The sequence below is a fragment of the Pedobacter ginsengiterrae genome, from assembly GCF_039537385.1.
GTDB classification, from domain to species: Bacteria; Bacteroidota; Bacteroidia; order Sphingobacteriales; family Sphingobacteriaceae; genus Pedobacter; species Pedobacter ginsengiterrae.
Window position 1 is genome coordinate 348961 of record NZ_BAABAK010000001.1, and the last position, 16081, is coordinate 365041.

The 16081-nt window shown below is 35.7% G+C and carries 8 protein-coding genes and 1 riboswitch; of the genes, 3 read left to right on the forward strand and 5 right to left on the reverse strand.

Annotated elements, in window-relative coordinates:
- Positions 1-99 precede the first annotated feature (99 nt).
- From ABD692_RS01410 to ABD692_RS01420, 3 genes are all read right to left on the reverse strand, one after another.
- Positions 100-288 carry a cold-shock protein gene (locus ABD692_RS01410; protein WP_316758234.1) on the reverse strand — a complete coding sequence of 63 codons (189 nt, stop codon included), beginning with the start codon at positions 286-288 and terminating at the stop codon, positions 100-102.
- An 83-nt stretch (positions 289-371) separates the two neighbouring features.
- Positions 372-3044: an alpha-L-rhamnosidase gene (locus ABD692_RS01415; RefSeq protein WP_344764333.1), complete on the reverse strand. Its 2673-nt coding sequence runs from the start codon at positions 3042-3044 to the stop codon at positions 372-374.
- A gap of 41 nt (positions 3045-3085) precedes the next feature.
- Positions 3086-4831 (reverse strand): alpha-L-rhamnosidase-related protein, encoded by a 1746-nt coding sequence (locus tag ABD692_RS01420; RefSeq protein ID WP_344764334.1) that lies wholly within the window; start codon positions 4829-4831, stop codon positions 3086-3088.
- A 484-nt stretch (positions 4832-5315) separates the two neighbouring features.
- Here ABD692_RS01420 and ABD692_RS01425 point away from each other — a divergent pair, with 484 nt between their 5' ends.
- Positions 5316-6764, forward strand: coding sequence for an arabinose isomerase (locus ABD692_RS01425; RefSeq protein WP_344764336.1), 1449 nt, complete (start codon positions 5316-5318; stop codon positions 6762-6764).
- A 158-nt stretch (positions 6765-6922) separates the two neighbouring features.
- Complete coding sequence (locus tag ABD692_RS01430; RefSeq protein WP_344764338.1) at positions 6923-9007, forward strand: HRDC domain-containing protein; 2085 nt, start codon at positions 6923-6925, stop codon at positions 9005-9007.
- Between the two features lie 439 nt (positions 9008-9446).
- Here ABD692_RS01430 and ABD692_RS01435 read toward each other — a convergent pair whose 3' ends face one another.
- Together ABD692_RS01435 and ABD692_RS01440 are read right to left on the reverse strand one after the other, a co-directional pair.
- Positions 9447-10880, reverse strand: coding sequence for a SusD/RagB family nutrient-binding outer membrane lipoprotein (locus ABD692_RS01435; RefSeq protein ID WP_344764339.1), 1434 nt, complete (start codon positions 10878-10880; stop codon positions 9447-9449).
- Positions 10881-10890: 10 nt separating this feature from the next.
- Positions 10891-14058: a SusC/RagA family TonB-linked outer membrane protein gene (locus ABD692_RS01440; protein ID WP_344764341.1), complete on the reverse strand. Its 3168-nt coding sequence runs from the start codon at positions 14056-14058 to the stop codon at positions 10891-10893.
- A gap of 315 nt (positions 14059-14373) precedes the next feature.
- Positions 14374-14482, reverse strand: a riboswitch (SAM riboswitch).
- Positions 14483-14617: 135 nt separating this feature from the next.
- Here ABD692_RS01440 and ABD692_RS01445 point away from each other — a divergent pair.
- The gene (locus ABD692_RS01445) at positions 14618-15907 is read left to right on the forward strand and encodes a peroxiredoxin family protein (protein WP_344764343.1); all 1290 of its coding nucleotides are present in this window, start codon (positions 14618-14620) and stop codon (positions 15905-15907) included.
- Positions 15908-16081 lie beyond the last annotated feature (174 nt).

The following is a 16081-nucleotide window of genomic DNA, read 5'->3' on the forward strand; positions in this document are numbered from 1 at the left end:
TTTTCTTTTGTGTTTTATAAGCTAATTAGCTTTTGATTTTTCTTTTGTAAAGTATGCAGTTAATTTAGTTTAAAGCAAATATCCAAAAGGAAAATCTTACTAGGCAAGTCTAACGTTTGTTGCAGTTGGACCTTTTTTACCTTGAGAAATTTCGAATTCTACTGTATCGTTTTCAGCGATTTCATCTACTAATCCAGTTACGTGAACGAATACTTCAGAACCGTTATCGATTGTTATAAATCCGAATCCTTTTTCCTTGTTGAAAAATTTTACTTTACCTTGTGCCATTTCTTTGATAGATTTTGTTTTTAATAATTTTCTCCCAATATAGAATAAATAAGTACATCTTGCAAGTGAGTTAAAAAAGTTAATTATTTGATTTCAAATTCATAACTACCTGCTGATATTTCAGTCTTGTTTTGAATCGTTTTACCATTCAGATAAACCTTTTTGCCTTTCACATTAGGAATTTCCAAACTTGCCGTAGAGTTTGCTGGAATTTTAACATTATATTTTATTCCTTCTCCTACCCTTTTCCATGAGGAAAGAATTTTACCGTACGGACCATCATGACTTGCTGTAAAATGATCTAAACCTGCTACAAAATGAGGGTGCAGCAAAATGTTTTTAAAACCAGGGTGTTTTTCGTCGATTTTGATGCCGCTAATGCCTTTAAAAAACCATCCACCAATTTCACCAAACATCATGTGGTTATCAGAAATATCTCTTTTTGCTTCCATATCCCAGTTTTCGTGCAAAGTTGTAGCGCCATTTGCAATCCACCATCCCCATCCTGGATAAGTATCTTGTGCGGCAAGTTTATAAGCTGTTTCTGCTTGTCCGTTATCGCTCAAAGCATTTAACACCGCTTTTGCACCCAGAACGCCAACATCAATGTGCATACCATCTGCAGCAACACGTTTTGCTAAATTTTCAGCAACTTTTTGTCTGTATTCATCAGCTACAATATTCCATTGTAAGGCCATACTTAATTCTGTTTGTACACCAGAACCATAAATAGCAGTTTCAGCATGAAAAAATTTAGCATTAATTGCCTTTTTAATTTTTTCAGCTAAAGCACTGTACAGCAAATAATCGTTCTGGTTACCAAATATTTTAGCGGTTTTTGCTAGAATATCTGCATCAACATAGAAATAAACGGATGAGGTATATTCCAAATTAGAAGTTGATTTAACAGGAACCCAATCTCCGCGACCAAAAGTAGTTAAACCATCTACGCTTATGCTGTTCACATAATTTACATATTGTTTTATGTTTTTGTAATTATCTGCCAATGCTTTTGTATCGCCATAAAACATATAAATATTCCATGGAATTATAGCAATTGTACTGGTCCAGTCTGTTCCGTTTGCTGTTCCATAACCCCAACCACCTGTCGGAATAATATCGGGCAATACTCCATTGGGCTGCTGTTCATCACGGTGGTCGCCCATCCATTTTTCATAAACTGTTATTCCATCGAAATTGTAAAAACCTGTTTCAACAGCAAAATGTCCGTCACCTGTCCAACCATTTTTTTCCCGTTGCGGGCAATCTGTTGGAAAACCAAAGAGATTGGATAGATAAGAGTTATTCGTTGCCGACCAAATTTTATCAATTAATGGGTTTGATGAGGATATTTTCCCTGCAGCTGGTACATCGCTATGCATAAAATATCCAGTAAGATTTTGAGCTTCAAGCTTTATCGGATTACTTGTTGTTACTTCAACATATCTAAATCCTTTGTAATTAAAAAGCGGCATAAACTCTTCTGTTCCATTTCCGTTTAAAATGAAAATATCGGTTTGAAAAGGGTCAGTATCATCCTTCGGGCGATAATAAACATCAATATTAGATAAATCTGCACGTCCGTTGGCGTATAAGCGCTCGGTATGTTTTAAACGGATTATAGTTCCTTTAGGTCCAGCAACTTTTATTTTAGATACGCCTGCAATATTTCTACCCAAATCAAATAGATAGGTTGTATCATTAAATTTGCGCATATCCTTAACCTTTATTTCCTCTACATTGCGTATTGGATGCATGGTTTGTGAAACAATATTAGTTGAAGGTGTTGCCCTTAAACTAACACCACGCCATTTCGAATCGTCGAAATCGGCTTTGTTCCAACCTTTTTGTTCTAACCTCGCATCATAATGTTCGGCAGTATAAATATTATTTGAAACAATGGGACTTAAACTTGTTTTCCAATCGCCACCAGAGGTAATAACTTCAGTTGAACCATCGGTATAAGTAATTCTTAAATCTAAGCAAAAAGCGGGTCTTGCCCGCCATGGCGCCTTATCGAAGTTCCAAACAGCTAAGGCCTGGTGATTATACCAACCATTACCTAGTAAAACACCTACTGCATTTTTTCCCTGCTGAAGATTTGCAGTTACATCATAACTTACGTACAAGTTTCGTCTGTCGAAACGAGTGTACATTGGGTCTAATCGGTGGTCGCCTACTTTTTTACCATTTAAATATAACTCATACAAACCTGCAGCCACAACGTATGCTCTGGCAGATTTTATCTGTTTTACGGGTTCAAAAACTTTTCTAAAATAAGGAGCTGGTCGAGTGTTGATATCATTTCTATCGCTAATCCAAGTTCCTTTCCAATTCTCCATCCCCATCATCCCAGTTTCAAAACTTGATGTAGAAGCAGTTATGCTTTTGTTGTTTTTATCCCAAAGTTCAAGCTTCCAGAAATATTTAGTAAACGGTAATAATGCCCTGCCTTTATAGGTTATCAAATTATCACCTGAAGTAATTTTACCAGAATCCCATTGAATATCTTGCTTAGCAGATAACTGAGTGGAATCGGTACCAATTACAATTCGATATGCAAGCTGAACAGCTCCTTTCCTGTCATCATCCATTATCCACGATAACCTTGGTTTTGGATTATCTATTCCAATTGGCCTGATTAAATGTTCGCATTTTAAACCAGTTATACCAATTGCCCAGGAAGATTTACCGCTGATAACAAGTAAAAAAGAAAGAAGGAAAAGTTTGAAGAAATTTGATTTGAATGTGTTCATGTTCTTGTATTAGCAATAATAAATTTGGTTATAGTGTGTTTTTACTTAATTATTTTGATACCCTTTGGTGCAGAAATATCACTTTTTATTGTTCCGTTTACTATTTTGGTATGTTTTATTTTTACAATTCCTAATGGAGTTGGAAAGCTTCCTTCTACAAATTTTAAATCACCAAGATGAGGCTCGATTTTAATTATTCTGCAACCTGGAGCCATGATTTTAACACCCAAAACATTTTCGGTAAGCCATGCCGTTGGGCCTGATGCCCATCCGTGTGCAAGACTATTACGATAACCTTTATAGCTATATGAACCATATTTTGCATGTAAATCGATTTTACCCTTAGGTACAAGCTCATCAATTCTGCCTGCATTTGGGATCCAATCCATATTAAAATCTTCCCAAAAGCTGGTTGCACCTAAGTTTAGCATAGCGCCCCAAAACTCTCTTATGTTATCTATTCCACCCTTATAATTACCTGCCTTGGCCTTTGCTTTAAGCATGTAAAAGCCATAAAATGTAGAAAAATCTTTTACGCCCCCAGCAGATATTATTTTATCTGCTTCTTTAGGAGGTAACAAACCCGACAAGGATAATAGTGAAGCAACTTGTTTAGAACCTCTAGAATCTGGAACATTCGTTTTAAGTCTTTTAACTGTTGCTAAACATTTTTCAGCAGTTTTTTGATCACCTAGAATAATGCTTAATTCTGCGCCAGCTTCGAGTGTTATTAAAAGCATAGCTTGCAAACCTCCGTGTATCGCTTCTGGATTATCACTTGTTGGCCAATCTAAAAAACGCCAACCTTTGGTTAGCTTTTCGCTATTTTTATCATCGATTTGTGCAGCAAAATGATTCAGCAAACCAGAAAGATATTGTTTTTGCTTTTTAAGATATTCTAAATTGCCATTTTGCATATACCAGTCTTTCTGAATAATTACCCACCACATCGAATAAGAAGATATACCATTCATATAATCGGGCAGCGGTGTTAAATCTCTAACTAAATCCAGGCTTTTGGGTACAACCTCATTATTGCCAAAAACAGCTGCAATTGTGGAGGTCTCAGGATGCATATCTCCTATCCATACTAATCTATCTCTTTTTATTCCATCCCATAAGTGCTCCTGCATATTCAAATGAGCGGTATAAGCCCCTGTCTGCCAGATTTTGTTTAGCAAAGTATCGTTACTTACAAAAGAACCCAAATACGGAATATCGCGAAAAACAGCAATTGCATTAACTTCTTTAAGTTTTAAAGCTACACCTGTTTCTAAAAGGTCTATACGAACAAATCGAAACCCCGTATTTCCAACTTCGAGTTTCCCCAACCAAGGTAACATGGCTTCAAAATCACGCATAGCATGGTCATTTGTTGCGTTATACATAGAATCTATTTCTGACATAGCTTCAGCTGCAGATTCTCCGAAGCGTATTCTAACCTTTATAGGTTTATTTCCTTTATAAATTCCTGTAATTAATTGTAAGCCTCCATGAATCTCTTTTCCAAAATCTAGTAAAATGGCCGACTGAGAGGCGCCTTTATTTTCCATAGAACAAATGATATCTGAGGAAATTTCTGCTTGCCCGTTTCCTTGTTTTAGAAGCTTATCTTCATGTTTAACATCTCCGTTTTTCCATAAAATTCTTGTTGGTGTAACAAACCTTCTCACCATTTCTTCATTCCTTATAAGTTTGCTTTTTTCAAATGCTCGCTGTTGAGCACCTACTGGATTTAGATAAGCAATACCACACATTAAGAAAAAAGTGATGAGAAAAAACTTCATAAATTGTTTTTATTATTTGAGTTAGCTTAATTTATTAAACAAGTAAATCGTTTTATTAATTGTATAAATAAACAAGTTTTCGGCTTTCATATTTGGTTAACTGTAAATAATAATGATATTTTATGTTGTTTAATTACATGCAAAGCACGGCTTAATTTCTAGAAAAGTAATTAATACTGATTAGTATTCAATATCATAATATTTTAAATTTTTCTGGCATCTGTAGCATTAATGTTTCTTATCAACTAAAATTCTTTTTCCTACGCTCAAAAATATATTTCTCCAAAAAATAAAATTAGATTATTTTATTAATCTCGGTTTTAATTTTTTGGCAATTCGACTATACATTTTGATATTTAAATCAGCAGCTGAATTTCAAATCCCCTTGTCCAAAATATATATTTCATTTATCAAATTATCTATTTATAGCCTCGAGTGATTGCCATAGTTTTGATTTCAAAGTAAAACCAAATAATTAAATAATATGAGTAAAAACAACACCAGCATACACTCAAAAGTTAAAGTTGGTTTATTTGGCATTGGTCTTCAGGCTTACTGGGAACAATTCTCAGGTTTAAAAGATAGGTTAACTGGTTATATAAATATTATTGCAAATGGGTTAGAAGCCTTTGATGCAGATATCATAAACCTTGGCTTAATTGACACGCCAGAGATGGCTTTCGAATCGGGTAATAAGTTTAAAGCGCAAGATGTGGATATCTTATTTTTATATGTTTCTACTTATGCACTCTCTTCAACAGTGTTACCCGTTGTAAAAAAAGCTAAGGTTCCTGTTATCGTATTAAATTTATCGCCAGAGGCGAGCATTGATTATAAAACTTTTAATAAGCTCGAAGACCGAACAAAGATGACTGGCGAATGGCTGGCTTATTGTTCGGCCTGTTCGGTTCCTGAAATTGCAAACGTTTTTAACCGATGTAAAATTCCCTTTTTCCAGATTACGGGTATGTTACATAACGACCCTCACATTTGGAAAGATATCGAAGAATGGGTTGAAGCCGCTAGAGTTGCTAAAATAATGTACTACAACCGATTGGGCATAATGGGCAATTATTATGGCGGCATGATGGATATTTATACCGATTTAACTTTACAAGCTGCAACATTCGGAGGCCACATGGAAGTTTTAGAAATCGACGAACTATCGCATTTGCGTACAACCGTAACCAATCAAGAAACGGAGTTAAAACTTCAGGAAATACATAATCTGTTTGATGTACAGTCAGATTGCGCCGAAGACGAACTTAACAGAGCTGCCGTAACTGCGGCTGCATTAGATAAACTTGTTGCAAAATATAACCTTGGGTCTTTAGCTTATTATCACAAGGGTACTGGAAACGAAGCCAACGAAAACACCGCGACTTCGGTAATTTTAGGCAACTCTATTTTAACAGGAAAACATATTCCAGTTGCTGGAGAATATGAAATTAAGAACGCACAGGCCATGAAAATTATGGATAGTTTTGGTGCAGGTGGTTCTTTTACCGAATATTATGCCATGGATTTTAATGATGATGTGGTATTAATGGGTCACGACGGGCCGTGCCACCCCCAAATAGCAGAAGGTAAAATAAAGGTTAAACCATTACAAGTTTACCATGGCAAAGTTGGAAATGGTCTTTCAGTAGAAATGTCGGTAAGCCACGGGCCAGTTACCTTACTTTCGGTTGTTGAAACTGGAGATGGTGACTTAAAATTATTAGTGGCAGAAGGAGAATCTGTTCAGGGCGATATATTAGAAATCGGAAATACAAATAGCAGATACAAATTTTCTCTCGGCGCACGTAATTTTGTAGAAGCCTGGAATAATGAAGGTCCTGCGCACCATTGTGCCATTGGTAAAGGTAATATCGCCTCAAAAATCCATAAACTTGGTAAAGTCTTAAGTATCAAAACGGTTCAGGTTTGTTAATCTAAACTGTTTCGCAGCAGGTTATTACTTTAAATCATAATACATTTTCATTAACCACAAAATACTAACATAATTAGTAAGAACAAAAGAAAGATTGTACTTTTGGGTTCAATTGCATAGGCTTTTATCTATGCTTAAATTCGATAGATTCCCATTTGATGCACGAACACCAGCTTATTCTTGATTTCTTAAAGTCGACCAATCAATCTATTTTTCTTACGGGAAAAGCAGGAACTGGAAAAACAACCCTGCTTAGACACATAAGAGAAACTACAAAAAAGAATTTTGCTGTTGTTGCGCCAACTGCTGTAGCCGCAATAAATGCAGGTGGAGTTACCTTACATTCCTTTTTTCAAATACCTTTTGGGCCTCTTATTCCAAATCCCGACGCTGGTGAAGCTATAAAATATTCTGCTGATAAAATAAAATTATTAAAGTGCCTTGAACTGCTAATTATTGATGAAATTAGTATGGTTAGAGCAGATATTTTGGATTTTATTGATCACGCATTAAGAAAAACCAAAGCATCTCAATTGCCATTTGGCGGTGTGCAGGTTTTAATGATTGGCGATTTATACCAGCTTTCGCCTATTGCGCACGATGCGTGGCATATTCTTCGAAATTATTATACCAGTCCTTATTTTTTCGATAGTTTGGTAATCAAATCAAACAAGCTTACTACTTTTCAACTTGATAAAGTTTACCGTCAATCCGATCCAATATTTTTAGATATTTTAAACGGGATAAGAGAAAATACGCTTAGTGTTAATTTACTTGAAAAACTGAATGAACGCTACGATTCGGAAATGAATGAGGTTAATAAAGAAGAGTACATTACTTTAACCACGCATAATAATCTGGTTACGCAAATCAATCAAGAGTATTTAGAAAAACTTGATGGAGAAACCCATCTTTTCAATGCAAAAATTACAGGAGATTTCCCTAAAGATGCTTATCCGGTTGATGAAGTTTTAGAACTTAAAGTTGGTGCAAGAGTCATGTTTATCAAAAATGATTCTTCGGGTAAGAAGCTTTATTACAACGGTAAGGCCGCTGTAATTACAAAAATCAATAATGATGGCATAAAGGTTCGTTTTAATGATGAACATAGCGATTTGGATGTAAATCAAGAAGAATGGCAAAATATAAAATATAACCTCAGCCCTACCGATAATAAAATTAATGAAGTAAATACAGGGAGTTTTGCTCAATACCCTTTCAAACTGGCATGGGCAATTACGGTTCATAAAAGTCAGGGTTTAACTTTCGATAAGGCAATCATTGATGTTAGTTCGTCTTTTACACATGGCCAGGCTTATGTGGCTTTGAGTCGTTGCAGAAGTTTGGAAGGTTTAATTCTGAAATCGCCAATTAAGGTAGAAAACATTATTACCGATGATAAGGTGATCAAGTTTACTAATGAGGCCGTTTTCACAAAACCTGATGCTGTTGCTTTAGAAAATGCAACTCAAGCATATGAATGGAGTCTTATTCGTGATTTGTTAGATTTTGAATCTTTAAGAAGAAACTGGATAATTTTAAAAAAATCGAGCTTTGGAAATAACTCTGGCAACACCGCATTTCACGAAATTGTTGATAAAAGTGCTAAAATTTTGGAAGAAGAAATCATTAGTGTTGCTGCCCGATTCATTAAAAAAGAGTTAACAGGAGTTGTGAGAACCAAATCTGTTAACGAAGAAGAAGAGTTTATAGACCGATTAACAAAGGCTTCAACCTATTTTATTCCGAAGTTAGAAACGGTTTTAAACGATATTGATAAATTTAACGAACTGAATGTTTATATCGACGAGCGCTCGGAAAAGATTTTAAACAGGATTACAGATTTATTAAATGAACTCACCATTAAACTCACTCTATTTAAAATTCAGTGGAATGATTTTACTGTTGATGAATATACGAGAATCTATCATCGTGCTGGCAGCAGATATGAACCCGTTCAAACTGGACGGGCGCCAAAAGTTATTATTCCAGCTAAAGAAATCGCAAATTTAAAATTGTTTCTGGAGCTTACAGCTTTAAGAAAAACAATAAGTGACCAAAGAAATGTTGCAGAGCACAATGTACTTTCTGATGTTGCGCTACAATCTATCTCAGCCAAATTACCTAAAACTACCGAGCAGCTTGCAGCAATTAAAGGCGTTGGCATCGGCAATGCAGTAGAAATCGGGAAAGAAATTTTAAAAGCAGTAAATAATTATTTAGGTACAAGCGAGTTATTTTAAGTAAATAAGCCTTTTCTATTTTTCTCGATTAAATAGCATTAAGGCAAATTTATTATAATTGGTATTTTTTTATGCTGAGCTTATTGAAAAGTACTTAATGTGAGGCATTTTGACAGGCGCCATGTAATAAAGAGAAATTTTTCAAAGATTCTCGACTACGCTCGAAATGGCGGTTTTCTTAAAACAACAATCGATAATTTATAGGCTTACCGAAGTTTTTTAAACCCGGTAGAAGCGGAAATACTTTTTGTTGCTAATACTTTAAAAAACCCATTTACGATAATAAAAAGATTGAAGCGAATGGCGGGACTATCTGAACCGAAGAGTTACTGGAACTGCTTTTCAAAAAAAATATAAATTTTTAAAAGAAATCTTTGAGTCAATAAATTAAACTCAAAGATTTCTCGGTTTCACTCGAAATGATGGTTATGAAATCAACCTAAAAAGCATCAAACCAAAGTTTGGTGGTTAATAAATCAGCGCCTTGACTACCCACAGCGTTTTTGTAACTCTGTCCGTTTAGCGATTGCTCGGTACCTGGATAAATAAAGCGAACAGGAATTTGTCCGTTTAGCACCGTATTAACCGATGCAGTTAATTGTGGATAATCTAATCTTCTTCTCTCTGCCCAAGCTTCCAAACCTTGACCAAATAGTGCAAGCCATTTTTGTTCGCCAATAGATTTTTTATAGTTAGCGGCATCGTATTGAGCGGCTGGCTGCGCAACATAGGTATTTGCTAAGGCATCAGAAATGTTGTATTGTTTTAACGATGCTTTAATTGCCTGTTGATATAAATCTGCTGCGTTTTCTGTTGTAAAACCTCTGGCCGCTGCTTCTGCCCTATCGAAAAGTAACTCTGAATAACTAAAAATTACAGCTGGTGCCTGAGGCAACAAAAAGTAAGCGCCTGGTTTAGATGTTTTTGCAAAACCAAGAATACTAGCTTCAGAGTTTGTTAATCCATTAGGTACACCGATATATTCTTCGGGCGTAGCCGTTTGGGTTTTACTTGCATAAATAGGAAGCCTCGGATCATTTAAAGCAAAAAGCTTATCAACAATTGTTTTGCTTATACGATAATCATCTCTGGTTTCGAACAAAGCACTTACGGGGTTTTGCTGTGGAGAAGTTAAGTACACAAGCTGTGCATTATCTGCATTATCGCTTATGTATGCATCACCTTCAGCTTTAATTTCATCTAAAACCTGCTTAGATTTTGCAGGCTCTTTATCGGCAATACGCAAAGCGATTCTAAGTCTTAAAGAGTTTGCAAGCTTCTTCCACCTGGCAATGTTACCATTATAAATTACATCGCCTAAAATAGCTTTCGAAGCAGGATCTAAACTCAGTTTTGCTGTTTTTAAATCGTCTAATAAACCAAAATACACATCTTTTTGCTTATCGTAGGCAGGTGTTATAAACTCGCTAATTTTGCCAGCCTGCGAGTAAGGAATATCGCCATAAGCATCGGTAAGTAATAAAAAAACCCACGAACGTAACACCAAAGCCACACCTTTATAGTTTGGATTTGCCTGTGCATTTCCTAATTCAATAATTTTGTTGAAAGCAGTTATACTTTGAGAATATCCGGTAGACCAAAGTGCTGTAAAACTACTATTTGAATAGATAAATCGATCTTCTTCGGTATATTGAATTTTAGACCAGTGCTGTACAAACAACGAACTTGAATTCATTGTATTTGTTGTACTCCAATACGCATCGGTTGTATTTTTTATTGCCCCTGTTAACAAATAATCGGGTTGTGCATTTTCGGTTGCATTTGGGTTAATATTAACCTTATCTAATTCTTTGCTGCAAGATGAAACTGCTAATGTTAAAATTGACAACAAGTATATTTTATAATTTTTCATGTTAAAACGATTAAAATTTGATATTAAGGTTAAGACCATAACTGCGGGTTGTTGGATTTGAAAGACTTTCCAAACCTTGTCCGTTACCCGTGTTAAAGGCAACTTCAGGGTCAATATCTTCTACATTTCTATGAATAATCCAAAGGTTACGACCAACTAAAGAAACCGAAGCGCCCTGAAGGCTAAGAGAACGAATCCATTTAGACGGTAAGTTGTAACTCAGTTTAACCTCACGAAGTTTTACATAAGAAGCATCAAAAATATTGGCTTCATCTATGGTACGAAACGACTTATAATATTGTTGAGCTGGTAATATTTTTTCATTGCGTTTTCCATCAGCAGTTACGCCATCGAAAACAATACCATCATCATAAACGGTTACGCCTGCTGGGGCTGTTCCATTTACTCTAACCGTACCGTTTGCTTTTACGTTTCCAGGATAATAATAAGAAATACCTCCATATTCTGCAGCTCTACCTGGGAGTGTTGAAGCAAGTACCCCAGTATATGTTCCTGTTGCATAAGTACCATTGTAAATAGAACCTCCAAAACTTGCATCAATTAAAACACCTAAACTCAAGCCTTTGTAACTAAATGTATTGTAAATGCCACCAATCCAATCGGGCGTATATTTACCTAAAACCCTTTTAGTTGGATCAGTTTGGGGCGCACCAGTTGCGTTAACTACAATATTGCCGTTTCCATCACGTAAAAAAGCATTGCCAAACAAAGTTCCATACGGCTGACCAACAGCTGCTATCACCTGAGCAGAGTTTGTTGCAACAACATAATTCTGCAGCAAACCAGCTTTATCTAACTCGATTACCTTGCTTCTGTTTGCCGCATAATTCACATCGATATCCCAGGAAAATTGCTTTTTAATTGGTGTTAAGCCCAATTGAATCTCAATTCCTTTATTATTAATCTTTCCTGCATTTAAAAGTTTTGAACGGAAACCTGTTGACGGACTTACATCAACGCTTAAAATCTGATCGTAACTATTGGTATTGTATAAGCTTAAGTCTAAACGTACTCTTTTACTAAAGAAGGTTGCTTCGGCTCCAAGCTCTGATGAAGTTGTTGTTTCGGGTTTTAAATTTGGATTTAAATCTGTTGTAGATGCCGTAAGTTGTGGATTTGAACCAAAAGGCGCACTAAAAACGTAAGTATTAACCGAACGATAAGGGTCTGCATCTTTACCAACCTTCGACCAGCCACCACGAATTTTTGCGTAATCAAGTACTTCGCTCTTAATATCTAGTGCTTCAGTTAATATAAAACTTCCATTAAATGATGGATAGAAATAAGAACGATTTTGAGCCGCTAAAGTAGACGACCAATCATTACGAGCGGTAATGTTTGCGTATAAATAATTTCTAAAACCGATTTGTGCCGAAGCATAAACGCTATAAGATTTTAGCTTACTATAATTATTAGAAGAAATAAGCGGGTCTCTGGAATTACTCAAGGAATATAAGCCTGCTACGGCTAATCTTGGCGCACTTTGATCGTTTTGCTCGATATAACGTGTACGAATGTTGCTACCTGCTAATGCCTCTAAGCTAAAATCTTTATTTAGTTGTTTGTTAAAATTCAAAGTTGCATCCGTGTTATTCTCACTAACTGTAAATGCACTTTCCGAATAAGAGCCAAATGGTGTTCCATTTGTACCATAAGCAATTTTTATTTTACGGCGATCGTTATAATAATCTGTTCCCGAGCTGAAGTTAAATTCCAAGCCATCAATTATTTTATAGTTTAAACCTAAACTACCAATAATACGTCCACGCTGCTGAGAAACCGTATTTTCGTAGGCTACCCAATATGGATTGCTATAATAGCTATTATTCCAGTTAAAGGTATTTCCGTTTTCATCAAGGTAATTTTTTAATTGATTAATATCGACCTGACGACCAAACCAGGTAAACTGCAACATCGTACTGGTCGATCTTGAACCACCAGTTCCAGGCAAGTTATCGGAGTTTAGTTTGCTATAATTTGCGTTAGCTGTAACACTTAGTTTTGGCGTTACCCTTAAAGTTGTGTTTAGGGAGAAAGTATTTTTATCCTGACCAGAGTTTGGAACAATACCACCTTGTTGTAAATTATTGTATGATAAGCGGTAATCGAATTTTTCAGATGCATCAGCTATTGCAATGCCATTACTTAAAGAATATCCCGTTTCAAAAAAATCGCGAACATTATTTGGGTTTGCAACAAAAGGGACTGCTACACCTTTAGAGAAAAACTGAGGAATTAATCTACCATCTAATTTTGGTCCCCAACTTTCATCAACACCATCATTAATGCCTCCTCCTTTACCATCAACGTAACTAAATTTACCTTCAGAGCCTTGTCCGAAAGCATTTTGGTAAACTGGAAGTGTTAGCAAACTTTCTGCAACAATGTTCGAATTAAGGGTAATCCCTAATCCTTTTTTGTTTTTACCCGTTTTTGTTTTAATAATGATTACACCAGCTGCTGCTCTCGAACCATACAAAGCGGCAGCATTTGGGCCTTTTAATACACTTATCGATTCAATGTTATCTGCATTAATATCAGAAATTGTATTTGCATAATCTCTGGCTCCACCAGAATTTAATTGAGAATTATCTACTGGAATTCCATCGACTACGAAAAGTGGTTGATTATTACCTGAAATCGAAGTTTCTCCACGAATCACCACTCTCGACGAACCCATATCGCCCTGGCTATTGGTAACCCGAACACCAGCAATTTTACCTGCAAGAGCATTAACTAAATTAGATTCTTTTGCCTCTGCTAAATCCTGCCCTTTTAACTCCTGAACGGCATATCCTAAAGATTTTTTTTGTCTGGAAATACCCAAGGCGGTTACAACAACCTCGTTTAAGGCATTTTCGCTCGATTGAAGTGTAACAACTATAGCGCCCGAATTTTTATTGATTTGAATTTCCTGCGTTTTAAAGCCTATGTAAGAAATAACCAATGTACTTTTATCTGGAGCATTAATCGAGAATGCACCTTTAGCATCAGTTGCAACAACTTGTTTGGTTTCTTTCAGTAAAACTGAAGCTCCAGGAATGCTTTCTCCAGATGTTTCTTTAACCGTTCCAGTTACAACTATATTTTGCGCTGTAAGTTTTTGCCCTATGAAAAGCAAAAATACAACCAGCGGTAGTTTTAAATTTTTAAACATATTTTTTTATTAATGATGAGTTAATGTTCGTAATAATTAGGCATAGCAAGCCCAGCACAGTTTTAAACTGTATTTTTTTGATTAAAAATATTGAGGGCTATTAAGAGCGCCTGTTAAAACTAAGAAGCTTTAACAGGGCTTACACATTCGGAAGAACCCGATATGTTTAATTGAAATGTTTTTTTTGAATTTGCGCTCGTCTGTCTTTTTCATTTGAATGGATTTTAATTAATACTACTTATCAGAATAGCGGGCAAAAAAAAAGCACCCCGTAAATCAGAAGTGCTCCACTTATTGTGTGGGTTTATCGCAACTGACTTAACTACCCGACATTCCTGCCAGATGGAATTAGCACCATTTCCTCATAATAAGGATGGTTGCTAAGGTTTCGTAGGGCCATTCCCTCCACCTTTCTTGATAAGTATTTTAAAATAACTGGCGCAAAGATATAATTAATCACATATACTCTATAGTTTTTATAGATTTTTTTATAAATATTTTTTCTTTGGGAAATAGCTCCTTATATTTGTCGACTAAATTAGTAGATAAAAATATCCCAATGTATAATAAATCCCTATATATTCCCTTTGCAATTGCTTTTGCAATTCCATCGATTAGCTTTGCCCAAGGGCAAAAGGCCGAATCTATTGTTCATGCAGATGCACAAGCACATAAAAATTATAACCAAAAATCTGCCGCATTTTCGCCGAATGGAAACTGGAGGGGTGTATTTAAAATTAAACCCGACCTTGACATTCCATTTAATTTTGAGATAAAAGATAAAGACGGCCTGAAAAAACTGTATTTCAGAAATGCAGAAGAAAGCTTTGAAGGTGGAGTGATTAAGCAGACGGCAGATTCTATTTTTGTAAAAATTGATCAGTTTGATAACGAACTTGCACTTGGCATTAATGGCAATACCCTTAACGGCAGTTTAAGAAAACAAAATGGTACGGGCAAAGCCACACAAATTTCTGCTGAGAAAAAAGATTACCGTTTTGAGCCAAATGGTAAGGCTGCAGCGGGTAATTATTCTGGCAGTTACGATGTGATTTTTAAATCTCCCGATGGGAAAGAAGAGAAGACTGTTGGTTTGTTTAAGCAAACTGGCAATAAAATTACTGGAACTTTCCTACGTGTAACGGGCGATTCACGTTATTTGGAAGGAACTGTTCAGGGAAATGAATTTCAACTTTCAGCATTTATCGGCTCTTCCCCTTCTTATTACAAAGGAAAATTTGAATCGGATGGAACTCTAACTGGTGAAATTTTAAGCGCAAGAGGAAGTCAGCCATTTACGGGAGTTAAAAATAAAGATGCTGCGCTTCCAGATGCATACAAATTAACCTATCTGAAAGAAGGTTATAAAACTCTAGATTTTTCTTTACCTGATGTAAACGGGAAGAAAATTTCGTTGAAGGATGATAAGTATAAAAACAAAGTAGTTGTATTAACGATTACTGGCAGTTGGTGCCCAAATTGTATTGATGAAGCTGGTTTTATAGCACCTTGGTATAAAGAAAATAAAAAACGAGGCGTAGAAGTAATCGCTCTTCATTATGAGCGTCAAACCGATGCAGAATATGCTAAAAAAGCATTAACAAATTTCCGAAATCGTTTTGGAATTGAATATGACCAGGTAATTGCGGGCAAGGCTGATAAGCAAGCTGTTGCCGAGTCTCTTCCGGCTTTAAATTCATTTGTATCTTTTCCTACAACCATTTTTATTGATAAGAGTGGTAATGTAGCTAAAATACACACAGGCTATAATGGACCAGCAACGGGTAAGTTTTACGATGAGTTTGTCAAGGAATTTAACAGCGAAATTGATGAACTGCTGAAAAAGTAGCTGGTATAACCGCTAGCGATCATCTGTTTGTAATTCATCATTGCGAAGCACAAAATATTCCTAATTTGATGGTTTTCCTTTTAAGAATGCTTCTAACCTTGCAATGACTAAAGTTTATCCATTTTGCTGGCACATTCACATAAATTAAAAAGGTTTGTTTCGATATCGAAACAA

What these genes read in the sequence shown, in the direction of transcription:
- ABD692_RS01410 (WP_316758234.1), bottom strand. Translation starts at nt 288, where the DNA reads ATGGCACAAGGTAAAGTAAAATTTTTCAACAAGGAAAAAGGATTCGGA.
- ABD692_RS01415 (WP_344764333.1), bottom strand. Translation starts at nt 3,044, where the DNA reads ATGAACACATTCAAATCAAATTTCTTCAAACTTTTCCTTCTTTCTTTT.
- ABD692_RS01420 (WP_344764334.1), bottom strand. Translation starts at nt 4,831, where the DNA reads ATGAAGTTTTTTCTCATCACTTTTTTCTTAATGTGTGGTATTGCTTAT.
- ABD692_RS01425 (WP_344764336.1), top strand. Translation starts at nt 5,316, where the DNA reads ATGAGTAAAAACAACACCAGCATACACTCAAAAGTTAAAGTTGGTTTA.
- ABD692_RS01430 (WP_344764338.1), top strand. Translation starts at nt 6,923, where the DNA reads ATGCACGAACACCAGCTTATTCTTGATTTCTTAAAGTCGACCAATCAA.
- ABD692_RS01435 (WP_344764339.1), bottom strand. Translation starts at nt 10,880, where the DNA reads ATGAAAAATTATAAAATATACTTGTTGTCAATTTTAACATTAGCAGTT.
- ABD692_RS01440 (WP_344764341.1), bottom strand. Translation starts at nt 14,058, where the DNA reads ATGTTTAAAAATTTAAAACTACCGCTGGTTGTATTTTTGCTTTTCATA.
- ABD692_RS01445 (WP_344764343.1), top strand. Translation starts at nt 14,618, where the DNA reads ATGTATAATAAATCCCTATATATTCCCTTTGCAATTGCTTTTGCAATT.